Below are 17,006 nucleotides of genomic sequence, written 5' to 3'. Positions count from 1 at the left end.
CCATGACCGACATCAACCCCGTCTTCAACTTCGAGAAGTGGGTCGAAGACCATCAGCACCTCCTCAAGCCGCCGGTGAACAACAAGCAGATGTGGGAGACGACCGGCGACTTCATCGTGCAGGTCGTGGGTGGGCCGAACGAGCGGACCGACTTCCACGTCGACCCGTACGAGGAGTGGTTCTACCAGGTCAAAGGCGACATGCACGTGAACGTCGTGACCGACGACGGCCTCAAGACGGTCCACGTACGCGAAGGTGACATGTGGCTGTTGCCGGGCAATGTGCCGCATTCGCCGCAGCGACCGACGGCCGGCTCGATCGGCGTCGTGATCGAGCGCGTGCGTGAAGAGGGCACGTCGGAGAAGTTCCAGTGGTACTGCCTGGAGTGCGAGCACCTCGTGCACGAGGTCGAGCTCCAGGTGCGTGACATCGTCGCGGACCTGCCACCCGTGTTCGAGCAGTTCTACACCGACGAGTCCGTCCGCAAGTGCTCGAACTGCGGCGCCGTGCACCCCGGCAGGTCCGCCTGATGACTCGAGTCATCGACGTCCACACCCACTACGTCCCCCGAGGTTGGCCGCGGCTCGGCGACGACGGGACCGCGCCATGGCTGCAGCTGGAGAACGAGCGCGAAGCGACGATCATGGTCGGTTCGAGGGAGTTCCGGCGGATCCTCGCCAACTGCTGGGACGCCGAAACGCGGCTGCGCGAGATGGCCGAGGACGGGATCGACGTGCAGGTGGTCTCGCCGACGCCGGTGTTCTTCTCCTACGATCGCACGCCGGCCGAGGGTGCGCGGATCGCCGAGGTCTTCAACGACCTGGCACTGGAGATCTGCGAGCCGGCGGGTGGCCGGCTCGTGCCGTTCTGCCAGGTCCCGCTGCAGAACCCTGACCTCGCGTGCGCGGAGCTGGATCGTTGTCTCGCCGCGGGCCACCGAGGTGTGGAGATCGGGAACCACGTGGGTGACCGTGACCTCGACGACGCCGGCATCGTCACGTTCCTGCAGCACTGCGCGTCCACCGGGGTACCGGTGTTCGTGCACCCGTGGGACATGCCGAACTCGCCGCGGCTGAACCGCTGGATGGCGCAATGGCTGACCGGGATGCCGGCGGAGACGCACCTGTCCCTGCTGGCGATGATCCTGGGGGGCGCGTTCGACAAGCTGCCCGACACGCTGAAAATCTGCTTCGCGCACGGCGGCGGGTCCTTCGCCTTCTGGCTTGGACGGCTGGAGAACGCCTGGTACGAGCGACAGGACCTTGTTGGGGTTTCCGAGCGGCCGCCGTCGAGCTACCTCGGCCGGTTCTCCGTCGACTCCGTGGTGTTCGATCCCTCGGCGCTCCGGTTGCTCGTCGACGTCCTCGGAGTGGAGAACGTCCTTCTCGGGAGTGACTACCCGTACCCGCTCGGCGAGCGACCGGTCGGGCAGGTCGTGCGCAAGGCGCAGTTCCTGTCGGAGTCCGATCGTGAACTGCTGCTCGGCGGCAACGCCGCGAGGTTCCTGTCCCTCCCAGAGGAGGTCGCGAGATGAGCGCCTACAACTCCTATCTCAAGGCGGATGTCCTGCACTCCCTGCAGGAGCCGGTCACCGACACCGAGGGCGAACGATCGTTCCTCGTGGTGTGCCAGGTGCAGGAGCTCTACTTCGGCCTCGTCGTCACCGAGCTGAGGTTCGCGGCACAGCACTTGCGTGATGGCGATGTCGCAGCGGCAGTGACCGCGCTGCGCCGGGCGGCGGACCACTTCACCGGACTCAACGCATCGTGGAAGTCGCTCGAGTGGATGAGCGTCGGTGACTTCCTGCCGATCAAGGCCGGTCTTGGGGCTACGCACGGCAAGTCGTCGTCATTGCAGTCGTGGAAGTACCGCGAGCTGGTGTTTCTGCTCGGTATCCGGCCGCCCGAACTGGCCGATCCGGTGGCGACGATGCCCGCCGAGCACAAGGCGCTTCTGGACACTCTGGGGGAGCCGAGCATCTACGACGACGTGCTGGCGCTGCTGAGCCGACGTGGACTGCCCATCCCCGATGTCGTGCTGCGGCGCGACCCGCAGGTGCACCACCAGTCGCACCCCGACATCGAACGAGTGTGGACCACGGTCTTCTACGGCGGCGACCCCGTCCTGGCAGACCTGCGATCCTGCGGCGAGGCCCTGATGCGGATCGCAGAAGGCTACGCCGAGTACAAGCACCTCCACCTCGTGGCCACCCGGCGCACCTTCGGCCACCGGCCCGGCTACTACGGCACAAGCGGTCTTGGCTGGCTGGCCGAGACGGCCACCGAGGTTCCCTTCACCGAGCTCTGGGGGATGGCGCCCGAAGCCGGCTAAACCCGTTATGGGAGGCAATGTGTCGGACCTGACAATCCTCGCGCTGTCCGGAAGCCTGCGTAAGGAATCCCTGAACACCCGTCTGCTCAAGTCGGCGGCCGAAGCCGCGCCGGAGCTGACCTTCGACGAATTCCTTGACCTGGCGGCGATCCCGCCGTTCAACGAAGACACCGAACACCCGGCCCCGCCGGCAGTCGCCGACCTGCGCCGCCGGATCCGCGCTGCCGACGGTGTGCTGATCGCCACCCCGGAGTACAACGGGTCACTGCCCGGCGTGCTCAAGAACGCACTGGACTGGCTTTCCCGGCCGGCCGACGACGGTCCCGTGCTCGATCGGAAGCCGGTTGCCATGATCGGCGCTTCGCAGGGCCCGCTGGGCTCCATTCGCGCGCAGCTCAATCTACGGCAGGTGCTGCACAAGATGAACGCGAACGTGGTGGGCCAGCCCGAGTTCGTGTTGCCCCATGCACAGCAGGCTTTGGCCGGCGGTGAACTCCCGACCGGATCACCTTCTCTGGAGATCCTCACCGCCGTTGTCGAAGCTCTCGTAAACCTGATCCAGCTCCACAGCGTGATCATCTCACCCCGCAGGTGACCGCCGTCTTCCCCTCCCCGCCCGGAGCATCGGAGTCCCCATGAGCCAGCAGCCTTCACCGCCCACTTCACGGCAACTGAGGAAGAACATCTTCGTCAGCGTCGCCGGTTCCGCTATCGAGTGGTACGACTTCTTCATCTACGCGTCGGCCTCGGCGCTCGTGCTGAACAAGCTGTTCTTCCCATCCGTCGACTCCGTCGCGGGCACGCTGCTCGCGTTCACCACCTTCGCCGTGGGCTTCCTGATCAGACCCGTGGGTGCTGCCGTGTTCGGGCACTTCGGCGACAAGTTCGGCCGCAAGCCGACGCTGGTGACCGCCATGATGATCATGGGGGCTGCGACGACCGCGATCGGCCTGCTGCCGCCGTACGCCACTCTCGGCGTAGCGGCACCGATCCTGCTGGTCGTGCTGAGGCTCATTCAGGGGCTGGCTCTCGGCGGCCAGTGGGGTGGCGCGGTGCTGCTGGTCACGGAGAGCGCCCCCGAAGGTAAGCGCGGCTTCTACGGCAGCTTCGCGCAACTCGGCGTGCCGATCGCGCTGATCGTCTCCAACGTGATGTTCCTCGTACTGTCCGCCGCCGTGTCCCAGGATGCCTTCCTGGCCTGGGGTTGGCGGATTCCCTTCCTGTTCAGCGTCGTGCTCATCGGCGTCGGGCTGTACGCGCAGTCGCGCGCCTCGGAGACGAGTACGGGCGTCCCGGACCAGCCGGAACGCCGACGCGCGCCGCTGTTGGAACTGCTGCGCTCGCACCCGAAGCAGATCCTGCTGGCCGCTGGTGCGACCGTGATCAACGGTGGCGCCTATTACCTGCTCACGGTCTACATCCTGTCGTACGCCACGCAGGTGCTGGCCGTCCCGCGTGGCACGATCCTGACCGGAGTTCTGGTGTCCGCAGTCGCGTCGGGCTTGACGATCCCCGCGGCCGCGGCATTGTCCGATCGCGTCGGGCGGCGCCGCGTCTTCCTCAGCGGAGCAGCGCTGCTCGCGGTGTGGGGATTCCCGATGTTCTGGCTCGTGAACACCGGCTCGGCAGTGCTGATCACAGTGGCTCTGGTCGTTGCTCAACTGATCTTCAGTCTCACGTATGGGCCTTGCCCCGCGCTGTTCTCCGAAATGTTCGGAGCGCGGGTCCGCTACTCCGGCGTCTCAGTCGGATACCAGATCGGCGCGGTGGCCGGCGGGGCACTGGCTCCCATCATCGCGACGTCCCTGCACGCCGAGTTCCATACGACCAACGCGATCGCCCTCTACCTCGCCCTGATGGCGGCGGTGTCGTTCGTGTCGGTGTTCTTGGTCACCGAATCGTCTCGTCGTAAGGGAGCAGTTGAGCAGTCGCTGGCAGTCGTGAAAGCGGAGTAAAACCACGTGCGGTCGGTGCAGCTGTTGGGCTTCTTCTTTCGCGCCGGGCTGGTCAGGCCAGGTAGTCGTGTACCGGGACGGCAGGGGCAAGCGCGAGGTCGGTCAGCACGTGCGACGCCGACACGATTTCGAGGACCGGCAAATCGGCCAGCGGTGCCATGACGTGCGCCGCCAGCTGCAGCCTGGCCGGCCCCTGCCATGCCTGCTTGATCGTGACGTCGGTGATCTGCGTTCGCACCAGGTCGCACACGCGGAGGCCGCCCGTGTAGTCGGTGATCGTCTTGATCCCGAAGCTCGGCAGAGTGATCTGGCGCCGCGCTTCGGCGGGATCGAGCGGGAGGTGCTTGTAGGCCATCGTGGCCGTGGCGACGCGCTGGCTACCGTAGTCCAGTGTGCCGACGAGCGCACCCTCTTCGGTGAAGAGCTTAGGTGTGCCGATCGTCTTCGGGTAGGCCGACAGCTCGCGTCCGGCGAGTATCGCCCCGACGTTGTCGAGGTGCATGGAGTGCAGGTACTCGCCCTCCTCACCGTCGAGCACCACCGGGATCACCTGCCCGGCTTCGGTATAGGAGCCGAAGCCGTCGACGTCTCCCATGCACATGACCTCGAACCGCACCAGTGGTTCGCTGATCTCGAGCGGGAAGGGGACCATGGCACGTAGTGCCTTGGGGTCAGTGCGGTAGACGATGGTGAAGTATTCGCGGTCGACGAACCTGGTGACGCGCAGCGGGTACGGCGGTGCCGTGAGGGGGGTCAGGGGGCTCCGGAGGAGTTCTTCCGGTCGCATGGGTCTGGTCCTCTCAGAGGCTCGAAGGAACGTGGACGAGAGCGCAGACGCCGTCGCGATCACTGTCGGCCGTCGCTGTCGAGGCCGTCGAAAACACGATGAGGATCGCGGCCAACACGGACTTCCTGCGCACGGGATCTCCACGGAATTGCGATCACCGAGACCAATTCTCGGGTTATGTCTCAAGGATGGCACCGAATGAGCCGGTCGGCCTGCGCTGTCATCACAAGCTTCGACGTCGAGGAAGCGCTGTCGGCGCGTGGCCCGTGAACCCGCCATCTGAGATCTGCTGTGGGCCAGTATAAGGGACAACTCCTGGGCTCTTTCCTTGGTCCATTCGGCTGTTGGTCAGGTACACGATAAACTGGATCTCAAATATCCAGTTAAAGGCATGGGAGGCCTCCGTGGAGTATCCGTTCGACCCCGATCTCGCTGCCGTGGTCCCGCTGATCCCCGACATCGGCGACCTCGGCGACATCGACGCGACGCGTGAACGAGTCAAGAGGATCCTGGAGGACCTGGTCGGCGACGTCGATGACTCGGGTGTGTCGGTGCGGGACAGGTCCGTGCCGGGTCCCAAGGGAGCGCCGGACGTCCGGGTGCGCGTGTACACGCCCGACAGGATTGCGGCGCCGGGTCTGCTCTTCGACGTGCACGGTGGGGGATTCGTCATCGGCGATCTCGACTCGGATCACGTCGAAATGCTCGACACCGCGCGAGAACTCGGAGTCGTCGTCGTGTCGGTCGACTACCGGCTCGCGCCCGAGGCGCCCTACCCTGCCGGGCTCGAGGATTGCTATGCGGCGCTGGCCTGGTCGGTTGAAAACGCGCACGAGCTCGGCATCGACCCTGAGCGTGTGGTCATCCGAGGCGCGAGCGCGGGCGGCGGGCTGTGCGCAGCCCTCGCGCTGCTTGCACGCGATCGTGGCGGGCCCGCCATCGCCTTCCAGTTCCTCGCCGTTCCGGAAGTCGACGACCGGCTGACCACCGGAAGCATGCGCCGGTTCGACGACACTCCACTGTGGAAACTCCCGAATGCCCGATTCAGCTGGGACTACTATCTGGGAGAGGGTGTGCGTGGTACTGAGGACGTGCCGGTTTACGCCGCGCCGGCCCGCGCGACGGACCTGGCCGGGCTGCCGCCGGCCTACATCTCCGTAATGGAGTTCGATCCGCTGCGCGACGAAGGAATCGCCTACGCGCAAGCTCTTCTGGCCTCCCACGTGCCCACGGAGCTGCATCTCTTCCCCGGTACGTTCCACGGGTCATTGCTCGTCGACTCGGCTGTCAGCCGGAGGGAAATCGCCGAATCCCGGGCGGTGCTGGCGCGTGCGCTGGGTGCCCAGTCGAATTGAGTCGTGATCAGTCAGTGGCCTGATCCGTTGTCTGGCTCTCGTTGTGAGTTTCGTGATCTTCACGTGGACGGAAGGAATGAAGCCGCATACTGTTCCACACCACGAGTACCGAAGACAGGGACATCGCCGCTCCCGCGATAAGGGGGTTGAGCAATCCGAGCACGGCCAGGGGAAGCGCGATGACGTTGTAGGCGAAAGCCCACACCAAATTCCCGCGGATGGTCGCAAGCGTACACCGGGACAGCCGGACGGCATCGGCCACGGCACGCAGATCCTCCCTGACCAGGATGACGTCGGCCGCCTTCATCGCGAGATCCGTACCGTCGGCAAGCGCGATACCGAGGTCGGCCGACGCCAGGGCGGCAGAGTCGTTGATCCCGTCACCGACCATGGCCACACAGCGGCCGGCATCCCGCAGCTCGCGGACGATCTTCGCTTTATCCGCGGGAAGCACGCCGGCCCGGACGTCATTGATCCCGAGAATTTCCGCTACCGCACGCGCTGCGCGTTCGTGGTCGCCGGTCAGCAACACCGTCTGCAGCCCCAGCCGGTGGAGCTCTTTGACGCCCGCACGGGCCGAGCCCCGAAGTTCGTCGGTGAGCTCGATGGCACCGAGGACTTCGTGGTCACGCACGACGAAGACGGCAGTGCCCGTGGCGGCGTGAACCAGCTCTCGCGGAATGGTGAGACCGTCGAGCAGAGCAGCACGGCCGACCGTCACGGTCGATCCCGCGACGACGGCGCGTACGCCTAGGCCCGGCAACGCACGGAACTCGGTCGAGTGGGGGAGCCGTTCGCCGGCCGCGGCGACGATGGCTGCGGCGACGGCGTGCTCAGAGCCTGATTCTGCTGCCGCGGCGAGGTCAAGCACCTCCTCACGTGATGTACCGGCGATCGTGCGCACTCCGGCGACGGTCATGCGACCGGAGGTCACTGTGCCGGTCTTGTCGAGAACGACCGTGTCGATCGCGCGGCTCGCTTCCAGTGCGCCGATCCCCTTGACCAAGATCCCCAGCTGGGCCCCGCGGCCGATGCCCGCCATCAACGCCGTGGGTGTCGCCAGGCCGAGCGCGCAGGGGCACGCGACGATGAGGACCGACACCGCTGCAGCGAACCCCGTGCCGAGCCCGGAACCGAGGACGACCCAACCCGCCATCGTCAGGAGAGCGGCGGCGAGAACCAGCGGCACGAACACCGCGCACACCCGGTCGACCAGGCGCTGTACGTTCGCCTTGTCGGCTTGAGCCCGCTCCGCCAGGGCGGCCATCCGTGACACCTGAGTCGCAGCACCCACGTGGGTGGCTGAGATCACGAGCCGTCCGTCCAGCGCGGTCGTACCGCCCGCGACCCGATCACCGACGCTTGCCTCGACGGGGAGCGGCTCTCCGGTCATGGCGCTGGTGTCGACGGCGGACCGGCCGCCGACTACCACGCCGTCGGCGGCGAGCCGCTCACCCGGCTTCACGACGAACTGGTCTCCGCGGCGCAGATTTTCGACGTCCAGCAGTACTTCGGTGTCTCCCTGCACGACTCGTACCTGCTTTGCAGTTAGTGCTTCCAGCGCTGTGAGCAAGCTGGCTGCACCTCCCTTTGCGCGGGCTTCGAAGTACCGGCCCGCTAGGAGGAAGGTCGTCACGCCGGCGGCGACGTCGAAGTAGAGCGTGTCCGCGCCGCCCGTGACGATCGCCCAGGTGGACCAGCCGAAGGCCGCCAGCACGCCGAGGGAGACGAGGGTGTCCATGCTGGATGAGCCGTGCCGGAGGTTGCGCAGCGTGGCGCGGTGGAACGGCGCTGCGCACCAGAAGACCACCGGAATGGCCAGGAGGAGGCACAGCACCTGCCAGCCCGGAAACTGGAACCGCGGTACCAGCTCCAGCGTGATCGAGAGGTCGCACAGGGGGAACGTCAGAACGGTGGCGACGGTCATCCGCCGCCGCAGGTTCCGCGCACGGGTCCCGTAGCGGTCGTCGTCGAACTCGACCTCGTCTGCTTCGACGGTATAGCCCGCGGCGCCGACCGCGGACGCAAGCGTCTCGCGACTGACGTTCGGCGGCCGCAGGACGGTCGCCTTTTCGGTGGCGTAGTTGACGGTGGCCTCGACCCCGTCGATCCGATTGAGAGCCCGTTCGACCCGGACGGCGCAGGCGGCGCACGTCATGCCGCCGATCACCAGGTCCGTCCGCTGTCGCAGGGGTGCCGTAGTCGTCTTCATCGCGGGAGCTTTCTCGAAGAGGTCAGCGGGCCACTCGGCGGGCGAGTGCATCCAGCAGGGCGTCGTGGTCGTCGTCCAGGGCGGTCCGTCCCCGATGGCGCGCGAGGCGATCGTCGTGGCGGCTCCACTGCACGAGCAGGACCACCACCGTGACCAGCAGCGGCAGCTCACCGCCGCCCCAGGCGATCCCGCCTCCGAGCCGTTGGTCTCCGAGCGCGTCGGTCTGCCAGGCCAGATCCAGGTAGCGGTAGAACTTCTCGCCGATCAGTGAATCCCGGTTGAGGACCAGGATGGCGAAGTACATGTGGAACGGCGACGCGGCGAGCAGCATGCCGAGCTTGGCTGCGTGTGGCAGCGGCCGCGGCGCGGGGTCGATGCCGACCACGACCCAGTAGTACAGGTAGCCGGTGACGACAAAGTGGATGTTCATCAGCTGGTGGGCCCAGTGGTATTGCATCACTGCGGGGAACAGGCCCGTGAAATAGAGCAGGTAGTACGAGCCGATGAACACCGGGAACGCGACCAGCGGATGCGCGAGGAACCGGGTGGCTGGGGCATGGAGGGCCGCGACGACCCAGGCGCGGGCGCCCGCTGGGGCGTCGCGGCCGGTCGCCGGTAGCGCGCGGAGGGCGAGCGTCACCGGGCCCGAAATCGCGAGCAGGGCCGGTGCGAGCATGTTCAGCAGCATGTGGACGATCATGTGCAGGCTGAACGAGCCAGGAGCGTGGACCGCCAGGCCGGATGACGTCGAGACCAGGATCAGCAACCAGCCGGACGTCCAGGTCAGCACCCGGCCGGTGGGCCACGTGTCGCCGCGGTGGCGCAGGCGCCGGACACCGGCCAGGTAGGCGGCGATGGCGAGGACCGCGATGACGGCGAAGATCAGGTCGGGTCGCCAGTCGAGCAGGAGCCGGCTCAGCTCCGGTGGTGTCGGCAGTTCGTACCCGAGGATCGTGTTCTGCGCGGAAGGGGTCCTGGAGAAGAAGGTCGGCGGCGGTACGCGGGCCAGGCCGGCCGCGAGGGCCATGGTGACAGCCAGGAGCGTCAGCTCGATACCCGCGATTCGGACGACCGACGCCGTCCCCCAGCGACGGCGAGCCCAGTACGCGATCGCCAGCACAACGGCGGCGACGGCGAACTTCACGAACACGAGAATCCCGTAGCCGCTGGCGAAGCCATCCGGACCGGTCAGCACGTATCCGCTGATGCCACCGGAAAGAACAGTCACGACCGCGCAGACCAGCACGAGCCGCCGTTGCCGGCGCAGCACCAGCTCGTCACGCCCGCCGCGGCGGGCCCAGAGCACCAACGCGACGACCGAGCCGGTCCACAGTGACGCCGCCGCGACGTGCCAGACGACGCTGTTGGTCACCACATCATGCCAGGCCCCGACTTCCGGGTGCCCGACGACGACCGGCGGCAGCAGCGCCGCGACGCCGAGCAGGGCTATAAGCGCGGCCGGGCGCCAGGTCACCAGGACCCTGGCGGTGACCACGGCGATCGCGGCCAAGATCAGCGTGACCAGCCACGCCTTCGGCTCCTCGGCCGGCCCGACGAGGCCGGGGAACAGGGCCGGATCGAACGCGTCGGTCACCGGCCGTCCCGACGCCTGCGCGGCGGAGAAGAACACCATCGCGGCGGCGGCCACGGCCCAGGTCGCCGCCGCGTACCGGACCGGACGCAGCGCGGCATAGGCGGCCGGCGAGACGATCCCGGACGCCGGGCCGGGCACCACGAAGGCGGCGAACAGTGCGCCGCCGGCGGTCACCGCGCCCGCGGTGCCGGCCAGCAGCCTGAACACCGAGGCACCGACGTCGGTCCACCATCCCGGTTCGCTGTCGCCGAGGAGGCGGTGGACGTCCGGCGTCAGGACGACGATCGTGACCACGACGGTGACCGCCGAACCGCCGGCGGCGGCACCCCAAAGCCGCGCGGAACGGCTCCGCATCGTGGACCTCCTCGGATCTCGGCCCTTCCGCACACAGGTCGGATGAAACCGCGGTGGAGTTCCCGCCGACGGGAACCGGATACTGGACATCCTGGATCCTCGGCGGCGGAGTTGACCGGGGGGCCGGACAGGTTGGCCCGATCCCGGGCAGATTCGGCCGTACCGACGGTGTCCGGCCGGCGGCCGGAGCGGCACCATCGGAAACCGTGACCACATCCCCACGCCCCGTTCGGGTGGACGTCGTCCTCTTCGACGGTTGTGACGATCTCGACGTGTTCGGCCCGATGGAAGCCCTGGGCATCGCACGCAAGCGAGGCGCTCAGCTCGAAATCACCACCGTTACGCTCGCCGCACAGGAGTTCGTCGTCACCAACCACGGTGTCCGGATCGTGCCCGGCGGCGAATACCGTCCTGGTGCCGACTACCTGGTCGTGCCCGGTGGCGGCGCGGGTGGCTCGAGCGGTGTCGGGGCGCAGCTGAGCAGCGGTGACTGGTACGAACCGCTCGTGACGGCCATGGAGTCGGGAACCACGCTCGTGGCGGTGTGCACAGGTGCGCTCCTGCTCGCCGGGGCCGGTGTTCTCGGGACCCGGCCGGTATCGACTCACCACGCCTCGATGGAACGTCTGCGCGGGATGGGAGCGAACGTCGTCGCCGAGCGGGTCGTCGACGCCGGTGACGTGATCAGCGCCGGCGGCATCACCAGCGGTATCGACCTCGGTCTGTGGCTGGTGGAGCGGATCGCGGGTCGCGAAGCCGCCGACCGCGCCGCGGAAGTCTTGGAGTACGAACGGTTCCGGCCCGCGGGAACTTTCGAGCCGGTCTCTCCGACCACTGCTGACGAGCAGAAGTCGGAAGGTGACCACAGTGCTTGATACCCGTCCCCCGATCGTCCTGGCCGTCTTGGGCGCCTGCCTGCTCGCCGCCGGGTGCAGCGTGGCCCCGGCGGCCGATGCGCCGTCCACCGCGATGTCGTCGCGCGCCGCTGCTGGGCAGGGTGGATGGCCGGCTCCGACGTGTCCGCCGTTACCGGTGCTAGCTGCGCCGCAGCGGATCGTCACGATGGACGGCGGCGCGGCGGCGATCCTGGTCGAGCTCGGTCTCGGCGGCCGGATCGTCGGTACGGCCGCGACCGACTACTTCATTCCGTTCTCCGGCGAACAGCGCGTGAAACTGGACCGCATCCCGGTCCTCGACCCCGTCCGGGGAAGCACGGAGAAGGTGCTCGACGCTCATCCGGATGTCGTCGTCGGTACCTCGAACCTGAGCTTCGGCGGGTTCGACGGCACTCCGACGGTCGAGGTGCTCGAAAAGGCGGGCATCAAGGCGCTCGCGGCGTGCCAGTCGCAGCCCGCTCCGGTCCGGGACATCGGCCAGACCACGAAATTCGTCACCGACGTGGCGACCGTGCTCGGCGTCCCGGCCGCCGGTGCGAAGCTGGCCGACCGCATCCGGGTGGAGGCGGGGAATCCCGCCGCCGGTGGAGATCCGGTGCCCGTGCTGGTATTGACCGGGGTTCCGGCTGCGGGAACTCCGGTGTCAACGCGGGGCGGCGGCACGCTCATCAACGGTGTCGTGGCCCAAGCCGGTGGCCGGAACCTCGCCGAGGACATCGTCGCTGCGTTCGCGGGGCTGAGCGCCGAGTCGATCGCCGAGCGGGATCCGCGGGCGATCGTCGTCCTTTCCGGCTTCGCCAAGGCGTCCGACGCGGATCTGCTCGCGGGTGTGCGGGCCAGCCCGCTCCTGGCCGGGACGACTGCCGTTCGGGAGAACCGCGTCGCGGTTCTCCCACAGAGCATCGCGCTGACGCCGAGCGTCCTCAACGGACAAGCGGTCCGCTCGGTGACCGATCTGCTGAAGCGGCCCGCAGCATGACCGCACGGGTAGCGACGCGCGACCGTCCGCCATTGTTGCGCCGCGTGCCCCTGCCCGCGCTCGTCGTCGTCCTCGCGGCCGTGCTGGCCCTGTCCATGACGGCCGCGATCGGCATCGGTCCGGTGTCGGTTCCGGCGGGCGACGTTGTCGACGCGCTGACCCGGCACCTCGGCGACTCCGGGACGGCCGGACGCTACGACTTCATCGTGTGGGAGCTGCGGATCCCTCGCGTTCTGCAGGGCGCTTTCGTCGGTGCCGGTCTGGCGGTGGCGGGCCTGCTGACGCAGGCCATGACCGGCAACCCCCTGGGCGATCCGTACGTGCTGGGGTTGTCTTCCGGTGCCGCGGTCGGAGCGGTACTCGTCTTGACCACCGCCGGGTCGGCGGTGCTCGGTCTGCTCACCGTTCCGGTCGCCGCGTTCCTGGGAGCCCTGGCCGCGGCCGCGGTCGTCTTCGTATTGGCACGCGCCGGCACGCGGACCCCACCGGCGCGGCTGGTCATGACCGGGATCGCGCTGGCGCAGCTGCTGTCCGGCGTGGTCTCGTTCCTGCTGCTCACCACCCGCAACTCCAACGCCCAACAGCAAGTCTTGTTCTGGCTCCTCGGCAGCCTGGCCGGAACGCAGTGGGCCCTGGCCACCGTCGGCGCGGTGGCGATAGGCCTCCTGATCGTCGCCGCCGCAGCTGTTTCCAGCCGTATGAACCTACTGGTTCTCGGGGACGACGGCGCCGCCGCGCTCGGTCTGAACTCGTCACGGCTGCGCCTCGTGCTGCTGGTACTGGTGACGCTGCTGACCGGCACCGCGGTCGCGGTCGCCGGCAGCATCGGTTTCCTCGGGCTGGTGGTGCCCAACCTGGCCCGACTCTTGGTCGGCGCGGACCATCGCCGCGCCGTCCCGGTCGGCGCGTTGCTGGGTGCGTTGATCCTGGTTTGGGCGGACACAGCTGCGCGCGTGGTGCTTGCCCCGACCGAGACGCCGATCGGGATCCTCACCGCCGTCTTCGGCGTGCCGGTCTTCCTTCTGGTCCTGCGTCGCAGCGCGACCGGAACGGCCGGTCTCTCATGAAGCTTGCCTTCGCCGGAGTCAACGCCGGCTACACGGACGTTCCGGCGGTTCGCGACATCGACGTGAGCGTCTCCGAAGGCGAGTTCGTCGCGTTGGTCGGACCGAACGGCAGCGGAAAGTCCACTTTGCTCAAGACCGTCTATCGGGCCCTCAAGCCGTCGGCCGGTCAGGTGGTTCTCGGTGACGACGACCTGTGGCGCGCGCCTCGACGCGATGTCGCACGCGCGGTCGGCGTCTTGGGCCAGGAGCAGCTGGGCGGATTCGACTTCACGGTCCGGGAGGCCGTCGCCCTCGGCCGCTACCCGCACCACGGCCCGTTCGCCCGGCTCGGCCCGGCGGACGCCGACATCGTGGACGAAGCCCTCGAGCGCTGCGGCTGCGGGCACCTGGCGGACCGTTCACTGGCGACGCTGTCGGGTGGCGAGCGGCAACGGGTCCTGTTCGCACGTGCGCTCGCGCAACGGCCGCGGCTGCTTGTACTGGACGAGCCGACTAACCACCTGGATCCTCGGCATCAGATCGCCGTGCTGGAATTGGCGACGTCCCTGGGAGTCACCGTGCTGGCGGCGCTGCACTCTCTAGACCTCGCCGCGCAGTACGCGGACACGGTTCTCGTGCTGGACGCGGGGCGGGTCCACCGCTCGGGTCCGCCGCGTGACGTCTTCGAGTCGCAGGTCCTGCGCGAAGTTTTCGGTGTCGGCGGGGCGCTCGTCGACGACCCGGTGACGGGTGCGGCCAGGTTGCTGCTGCGCCCGCTGTGAGGTCGGCCAGTTCAGCGGTGACCAAACAGCCGTGCCGAGGCTTCAGCGCGAGCGGCTGGGAACTTGGTCACCCAGGAGAAACGGCAGCGGCAGTGAAGAAGCACGCGGCTCGTCGCGGCACGCGCAAACTCGACAGTTTCATGGCGTGCAGCAGAACGAGCCGCGCGCAGGGTCGCGTCTCCCTTAGCGGGCTAAACCTCTTCATGTCACGGGTGGCGGTGGCGGCACGAAGGCAACCTGCGGTGATCTTGGACGTCGTCCAAACTGGTTCGCGCAGTCCGGCTGAGCCGAGGGGGTGACGCCGAGTGTCGCCGACAATGCGGGCACACTGGCGCCGCGGTCGCAATCGAAGGTCGCGGACTGTCAGTTGGCCACAGCTGTGGCCGCGGTCGCGGTGGCCTGACGTCGGTCACGCAGCACGGCCAGCAAGATCGGAACCAGGCCGAGGACCGCGACGAAGGCGTTGGCCGCGTTCAGGATGATCGTCTGGGCCACGGTCGGAGGCTCCGTGTTGAACAGGTGGTAGAAGAAATGCGGCACCTGCCAGATCGAGAACGCCAGCGCGGCCGGCACGACGTAGTGCGTCTTCGGCTTCACCAGGGCTATCCCCAGCAGCAGAGCGATACCCAAAGTCGCGCCACCGAAGTCGTGGGCGAGGTGGTCGCTGAAGGGCGGGTTCAGGTCCACTGTGGGGAAGTTGTCGTAGAAGCTGCGGGGTGCGAGCTGGTTCCATCCGCCTACGATCAGCTGCTCGTAGAACGGGATCACCAGTGTCAGCCGGATGGCGAGGTTGTTCATCGGGGTCCTTTCGGGCTCAAGCCGGGACTGCGGTGAGGTGCCGGTGTGTGCGGCGGTACCGGGCCGGCGTCGTCCCGGTCGCGGTGGTGAAGTGGGTCCGGAACATCTCGTCGGAACCGAAGCCGACATCCCGGGCGATCAGGCCGATCGGGCGATCGCAGATTTCCAACAAGCGGCGGGCCTCGGAGATGCGCTGCCCGGTGAGCCAGGCCATCACCGTCATCCCCGTCTCGGCCTGGAAGCGACGCGTCAACGTGCGCACGCTGACCCCGGCGTGAGCGGCGATCGAACCCAGCGTGTGCGATCCCGCGAGATTCTCCTGCAGCCAGAGGCGCGTCCGATCGAGGGAGTCGCCGGCGAAGCCGACGGGACGATGGAGCACCTGCGGCTGACCGCCCTCGCGATGAGGGGCGCTGACGAGGAAGCGTGCGATCGCGTCGGCCGCGGTGGTGCCGAGGTCGGCGCGGAGGACGTGCAGGCACAAGTCGACACCGGCAAGCAACCCGGCCGAGGTGAGGATCGAGCCATCGTCGACATAGAGCCGATCCTCCTGGACATTCACGCGGGGATACCCGCGACGCAACTCTGACGCACAGCGCCAATGCGTGGTCGCCGGACGTCCGTCGAGCAGTCCGGCTGCAGCCAGCACGAAGGCGCCGATGCAGATCGACATGATCCGGGCCCCTCGGGTCGCCGCGGCCCGTAGAGCCGTGAGCACCTCGACGGGCAATGGCTCGCCCAGCGGGTGCCGTCCCGGGACGATCACGGTGTCGGCCTCGGCCATCATCGACAGCGGTTCGACTTTCGTCGCCACGAGCCCGGCGCCGACCGGCGGTTCGGGATCGGGGCCGACCAGCGCCACCGAGTACGGGTTGCGCAACCGCGGCGCCTCGGCGGTGATGAAGGACGGCCACGGGCCGAAGACTTCGAGGGGAACCGCCAGGTCCACCCCGACTGTGCCGGGAAGGACGAGGATCGCCACCCGGTGGGGGTTGGTCGCGTTCATCGATTCAGGCCCGTTCGGCGTTGCGCTCGACTTGCCGCACGTACTCGGCGAACTTGCGGGTGCCTTCGCGGTGCTCGCCGACCGGCAGGAGGCCGCCGCTGGTCATCGCCTTGCCGACCGCGCCCGGCATCTTGACGGGGATGACGATCTTCCGTGTACCGCGCGCCTTGACCAGTCGCCTGGCCATGTCGACCATCTGCAGCTTCTCAGGTCCGGCGAGTGGTGGCAGGTAGCCGGCCGGGCTCTTCCCGACCTGCGCGACGAGGGCACGGGCGACGTCGATCGCGGCGACCGGTTGGGACAGTTGACGCGGAACCGGCACGAACGGGCCGTAGGCGTCGTCGATCAGGGGATCGGGGAACTCCTGGAACTGGGTGGCCCGCAGGATGGTCCACGGCACCCGGCCGTTCCGAACGCGTTCCTCCTGCGCGCGCTTGCCCACGTAGTAACCGAGCTCGACATCGTCGATCCCGACGATGGACAGCGTGATGATCTGGCGAATGGCCGCCCTGGCGCCCTCTTCGACCAGGTTGCCGGCAGCTTTGCCGAAGAACTCCACGGCCGCCTTCTTCCGCACGGTGGAGATGTTGCTGACGTCGATGATCTCGTCGCAACCGGCGAGGGCGGCGGCCAACCCGGTCCCGGCGACGAGGTCGACGCCCAGCGAACGCGCCAAGACGACCGGCTCGTGGCCGGCCTCGGTCAGCTCGCGGACCACCAGCTTGCCCATCAGGCCGGTTCCGCCGGCTACTGCCACTCGCATCGATCTCCCTTTCGCCCGGTGTCGGTCTTACCCACCAGACTGGGTGGCCCGGTGGAACGTGACAGCCTGCGTCGGCCGTCACACGGGATGGTGTCGTCGGAAGCGGCTCTTGGTGAGTTGGGCCACCCAGACGGGTAAGGCCCCGCCG

At 68.0% G+C, this 17,006-nt stretch carries 16 protein-coding genes; 10 read left to right on the top strand and 6 right to left on the bottom strand.

Translation table 11 applies throughout. From position 1 onward, the window contains the following. Nucleotides 1-2 precede the first annotated feature (2 nt). Genes ACZ4TR_RS18905 through ACZ4TR_RS18885 form a run of 5 tightly spaced genes read left to right on the top strand, consistent with a single transcriptional unit; the run spans nt 3 to nt 4,286 of the window. Nucleotides 3-530 carry a 3-hydroxyanthranilate 3,4-dioxygenase gene (locus ACZ4TR_RS18905; RefSeq protein ID WP_465288228.1) on the top strand — a complete coding sequence of 176 codons (528 nt, stop codon included), beginning with the start codon at nt 3-5 and terminating at the stop codon, nt 528-530. Further along, nucleotides 530-1,534 (top strand): amidohydrolase family protein, encoded by a 1,005-nt coding sequence (locus ACZ4TR_RS18900; RefSeq protein ID WP_465288227.1) that lies wholly within the window; start codon nt 530-532, stop codon nt 1,532-1,534. Before ACZ4TR_RS18905 ends, ACZ4TR_RS18900 begins: the two co-directional genes overlap by 1 nt. Beyond that, entirely contained in the window at nt 1,531-2,331 is an 801-nt protein-coding gene (locus ACZ4TR_RS18895) for a tryptophan 2,3-dioxygenase (protein ID WP_465288226.1), read from the top strand. The genes ACZ4TR_RS18900 and ACZ4TR_RS18895 overlap by 4 nt, the downstream gene beginning before the upstream one ends. A 19-nt stretch (nt 2,332-2,350) precedes the next feature. Beyond that, nucleotides 2,351-2,926 carry an NADPH-dependent FMN reductase gene (locus ACZ4TR_RS18890; RefSeq protein WP_465288225.1) on the top strand — a complete coding sequence of 192 codons (576 nt, stop codon included), beginning with the start codon at nt 2,351-2,353 and terminating at the stop codon, nt 2,924-2,926. Nucleotides 2,927-2,966: 40 nt separating this feature from the next. Next, complete coding sequence (locus ACZ4TR_RS18885; protein WP_465288224.1) at nt 2,967-4,286, top strand: MFS transporter; 1,320 nt, start codon at nt 2,967-2,969, stop codon at nt 4,284-4,286. A 52-nt stretch (nt 4,287-4,338) separates the two neighbouring features. On the opposite strand, the gene ACZ4TR_RS18880 is transcribed toward ACZ4TR_RS18885, so the two are convergent. Then, nucleotides 4,339-5,073, bottom strand: a complete 735-nt coding sequence (locus ACZ4TR_RS18880; RefSeq protein WP_465288223.1) for an acetoacetate decarboxylase — start codon at nt 5,071-5,073, stop codon at nt 4,339-4,341. A 404-nt stretch (nt 5,074-5,477) separates the two neighbouring features. Here ACZ4TR_RS18880 and ACZ4TR_RS18875 point away from each other — a divergent pair, with 404 nt between their 5' ends. Next, nucleotides 5,478-6,428 (top strand): alpha/beta hydrolase, encoded by a 951-nt coding sequence (locus tag ACZ4TR_RS18875; RefSeq protein ID WP_465288222.1) that lies wholly within the window; start codon nt 5,478-5,480, stop codon nt 6,426-6,428. A gap of 7 nt (nt 6,429-6,435) precedes the next feature. Here the strand turns inward: ACZ4TR_RS18875 and ACZ4TR_RS18870 are convergent, their stop codons facing one another. Then, entirely contained in the window at nt 6,436-8,640 is a 2,205-nt protein-coding gene (locus tag ACZ4TR_RS18870) for a heavy metal translocating P-type ATPase (protein ID WP_465288221.1), read from the bottom strand. Nucleotides 8,641-8,662: 22 nt separating this feature from the next. Then, nucleotides 8,663-10,588 carry a bifunctional copper resistance protein CopD/cytochrome c oxidase assembly protein gene (locus ACZ4TR_RS18865; protein ID WP_465288220.1) on the bottom strand — a complete coding sequence of 642 codons (1,926 nt, stop codon included), beginning with the start codon at nt 10,586-10,588 and terminating at the stop codon, nt 8,663-8,665. A gap of 53 nt (nt 10,589-10,641) precedes the next feature. Here ACZ4TR_RS18865 and ACZ4TR_RS18860 point away from each other — a divergent pair, with 53 nt between their 5' ends. From ACZ4TR_RS18860 to ACZ4TR_RS18845, 4 genes are all read left to right on the top strand, one after another. After that, nucleotides 10,642-11,463: a DJ-1/PfpI family protein gene (locus tag ACZ4TR_RS18860; protein WP_465288219.1), complete on the top strand. Its 822-nt coding sequence runs from the start codon at nt 10,642-10,644 to the stop codon at nt 11,461-11,463. Between the two features lie 157 nt (nt 11,464-11,620). Continuing rightward, nucleotides 11,621-12,463, top strand: coding sequence for an ABC transporter substrate-binding protein (locus ACZ4TR_RS18855; RefSeq protein WP_465288218.1), 843 nt, complete (start codon nt 11,621-11,623; stop codon nt 12,461-12,463). Nucleotides 12,464-12,543: 80 nt separating this feature from the next. After that, entirely contained in the window at nt 12,544-13,530 is a 987-nt protein-coding gene (locus ACZ4TR_RS18850) for a FecCD family ABC transporter permease (protein ID WP_465288217.1), read from the top strand. Next, entirely contained in the window at nt 13,527-14,291 is a 765-nt protein-coding gene (locus tag ACZ4TR_RS18845) for an ABC transporter ATP-binding protein (RefSeq protein ID WP_465288216.1), read from the top strand. Before ACZ4TR_RS18850 ends, ACZ4TR_RS18845 begins: the two co-directional genes overlap by 4 nt. A gap of 363 nt (nt 14,292-14,654) precedes the next feature. On the opposite strand, the gene ACZ4TR_RS18840 is transcribed toward ACZ4TR_RS18845, so the two are convergent. The 3 genes from ACZ4TR_RS18840 to ACZ4TR_RS18830 are packed head-to-tail and all read right to left on the bottom strand — an operon-like array spanning nt 14,655 to nt 16,858. Further along, nucleotides 14,655-15,089 carry a hypothetical protein gene (locus tag ACZ4TR_RS18840; protein ID WP_465288215.1) on the bottom strand — a complete coding sequence of 145 codons (435 nt, stop codon included), beginning with the start codon at nt 15,087-15,089 and terminating at the stop codon, nt 14,655-14,657. Between the two features lie 16 nt (nt 15,090-15,105). Beyond that, nucleotides 15,106-16,095: a GlxA family transcriptional regulator gene (locus ACZ4TR_RS18835; protein ID WP_465288214.1), complete on the bottom strand. Its 990-nt coding sequence runs from the start codon at nt 16,093-16,095 to the stop codon at nt 15,106-15,108. A 4-nt stretch (nt 16,096-16,099) separates the two neighbouring features. Next, complete coding sequence (locus tag ACZ4TR_RS18830) at nt 16,100-16,858, bottom strand: SDR family oxidoreductase (RefSeq protein WP_465288213.1); 759 nt, start codon at nt 16,856-16,858, stop codon at nt 16,100-16,102. Nucleotides 16,859-17,006: the final 148 nt, after the last annotated feature.

Source organism: Amycolatopsis sp. NPDC028719 (assembly GCF_055565395.1).
The sequence above is the reverse complement of the archived record's forward strand: the minus strand, read 5'-3'. Positions and strand labels throughout refer to the sequence as shown.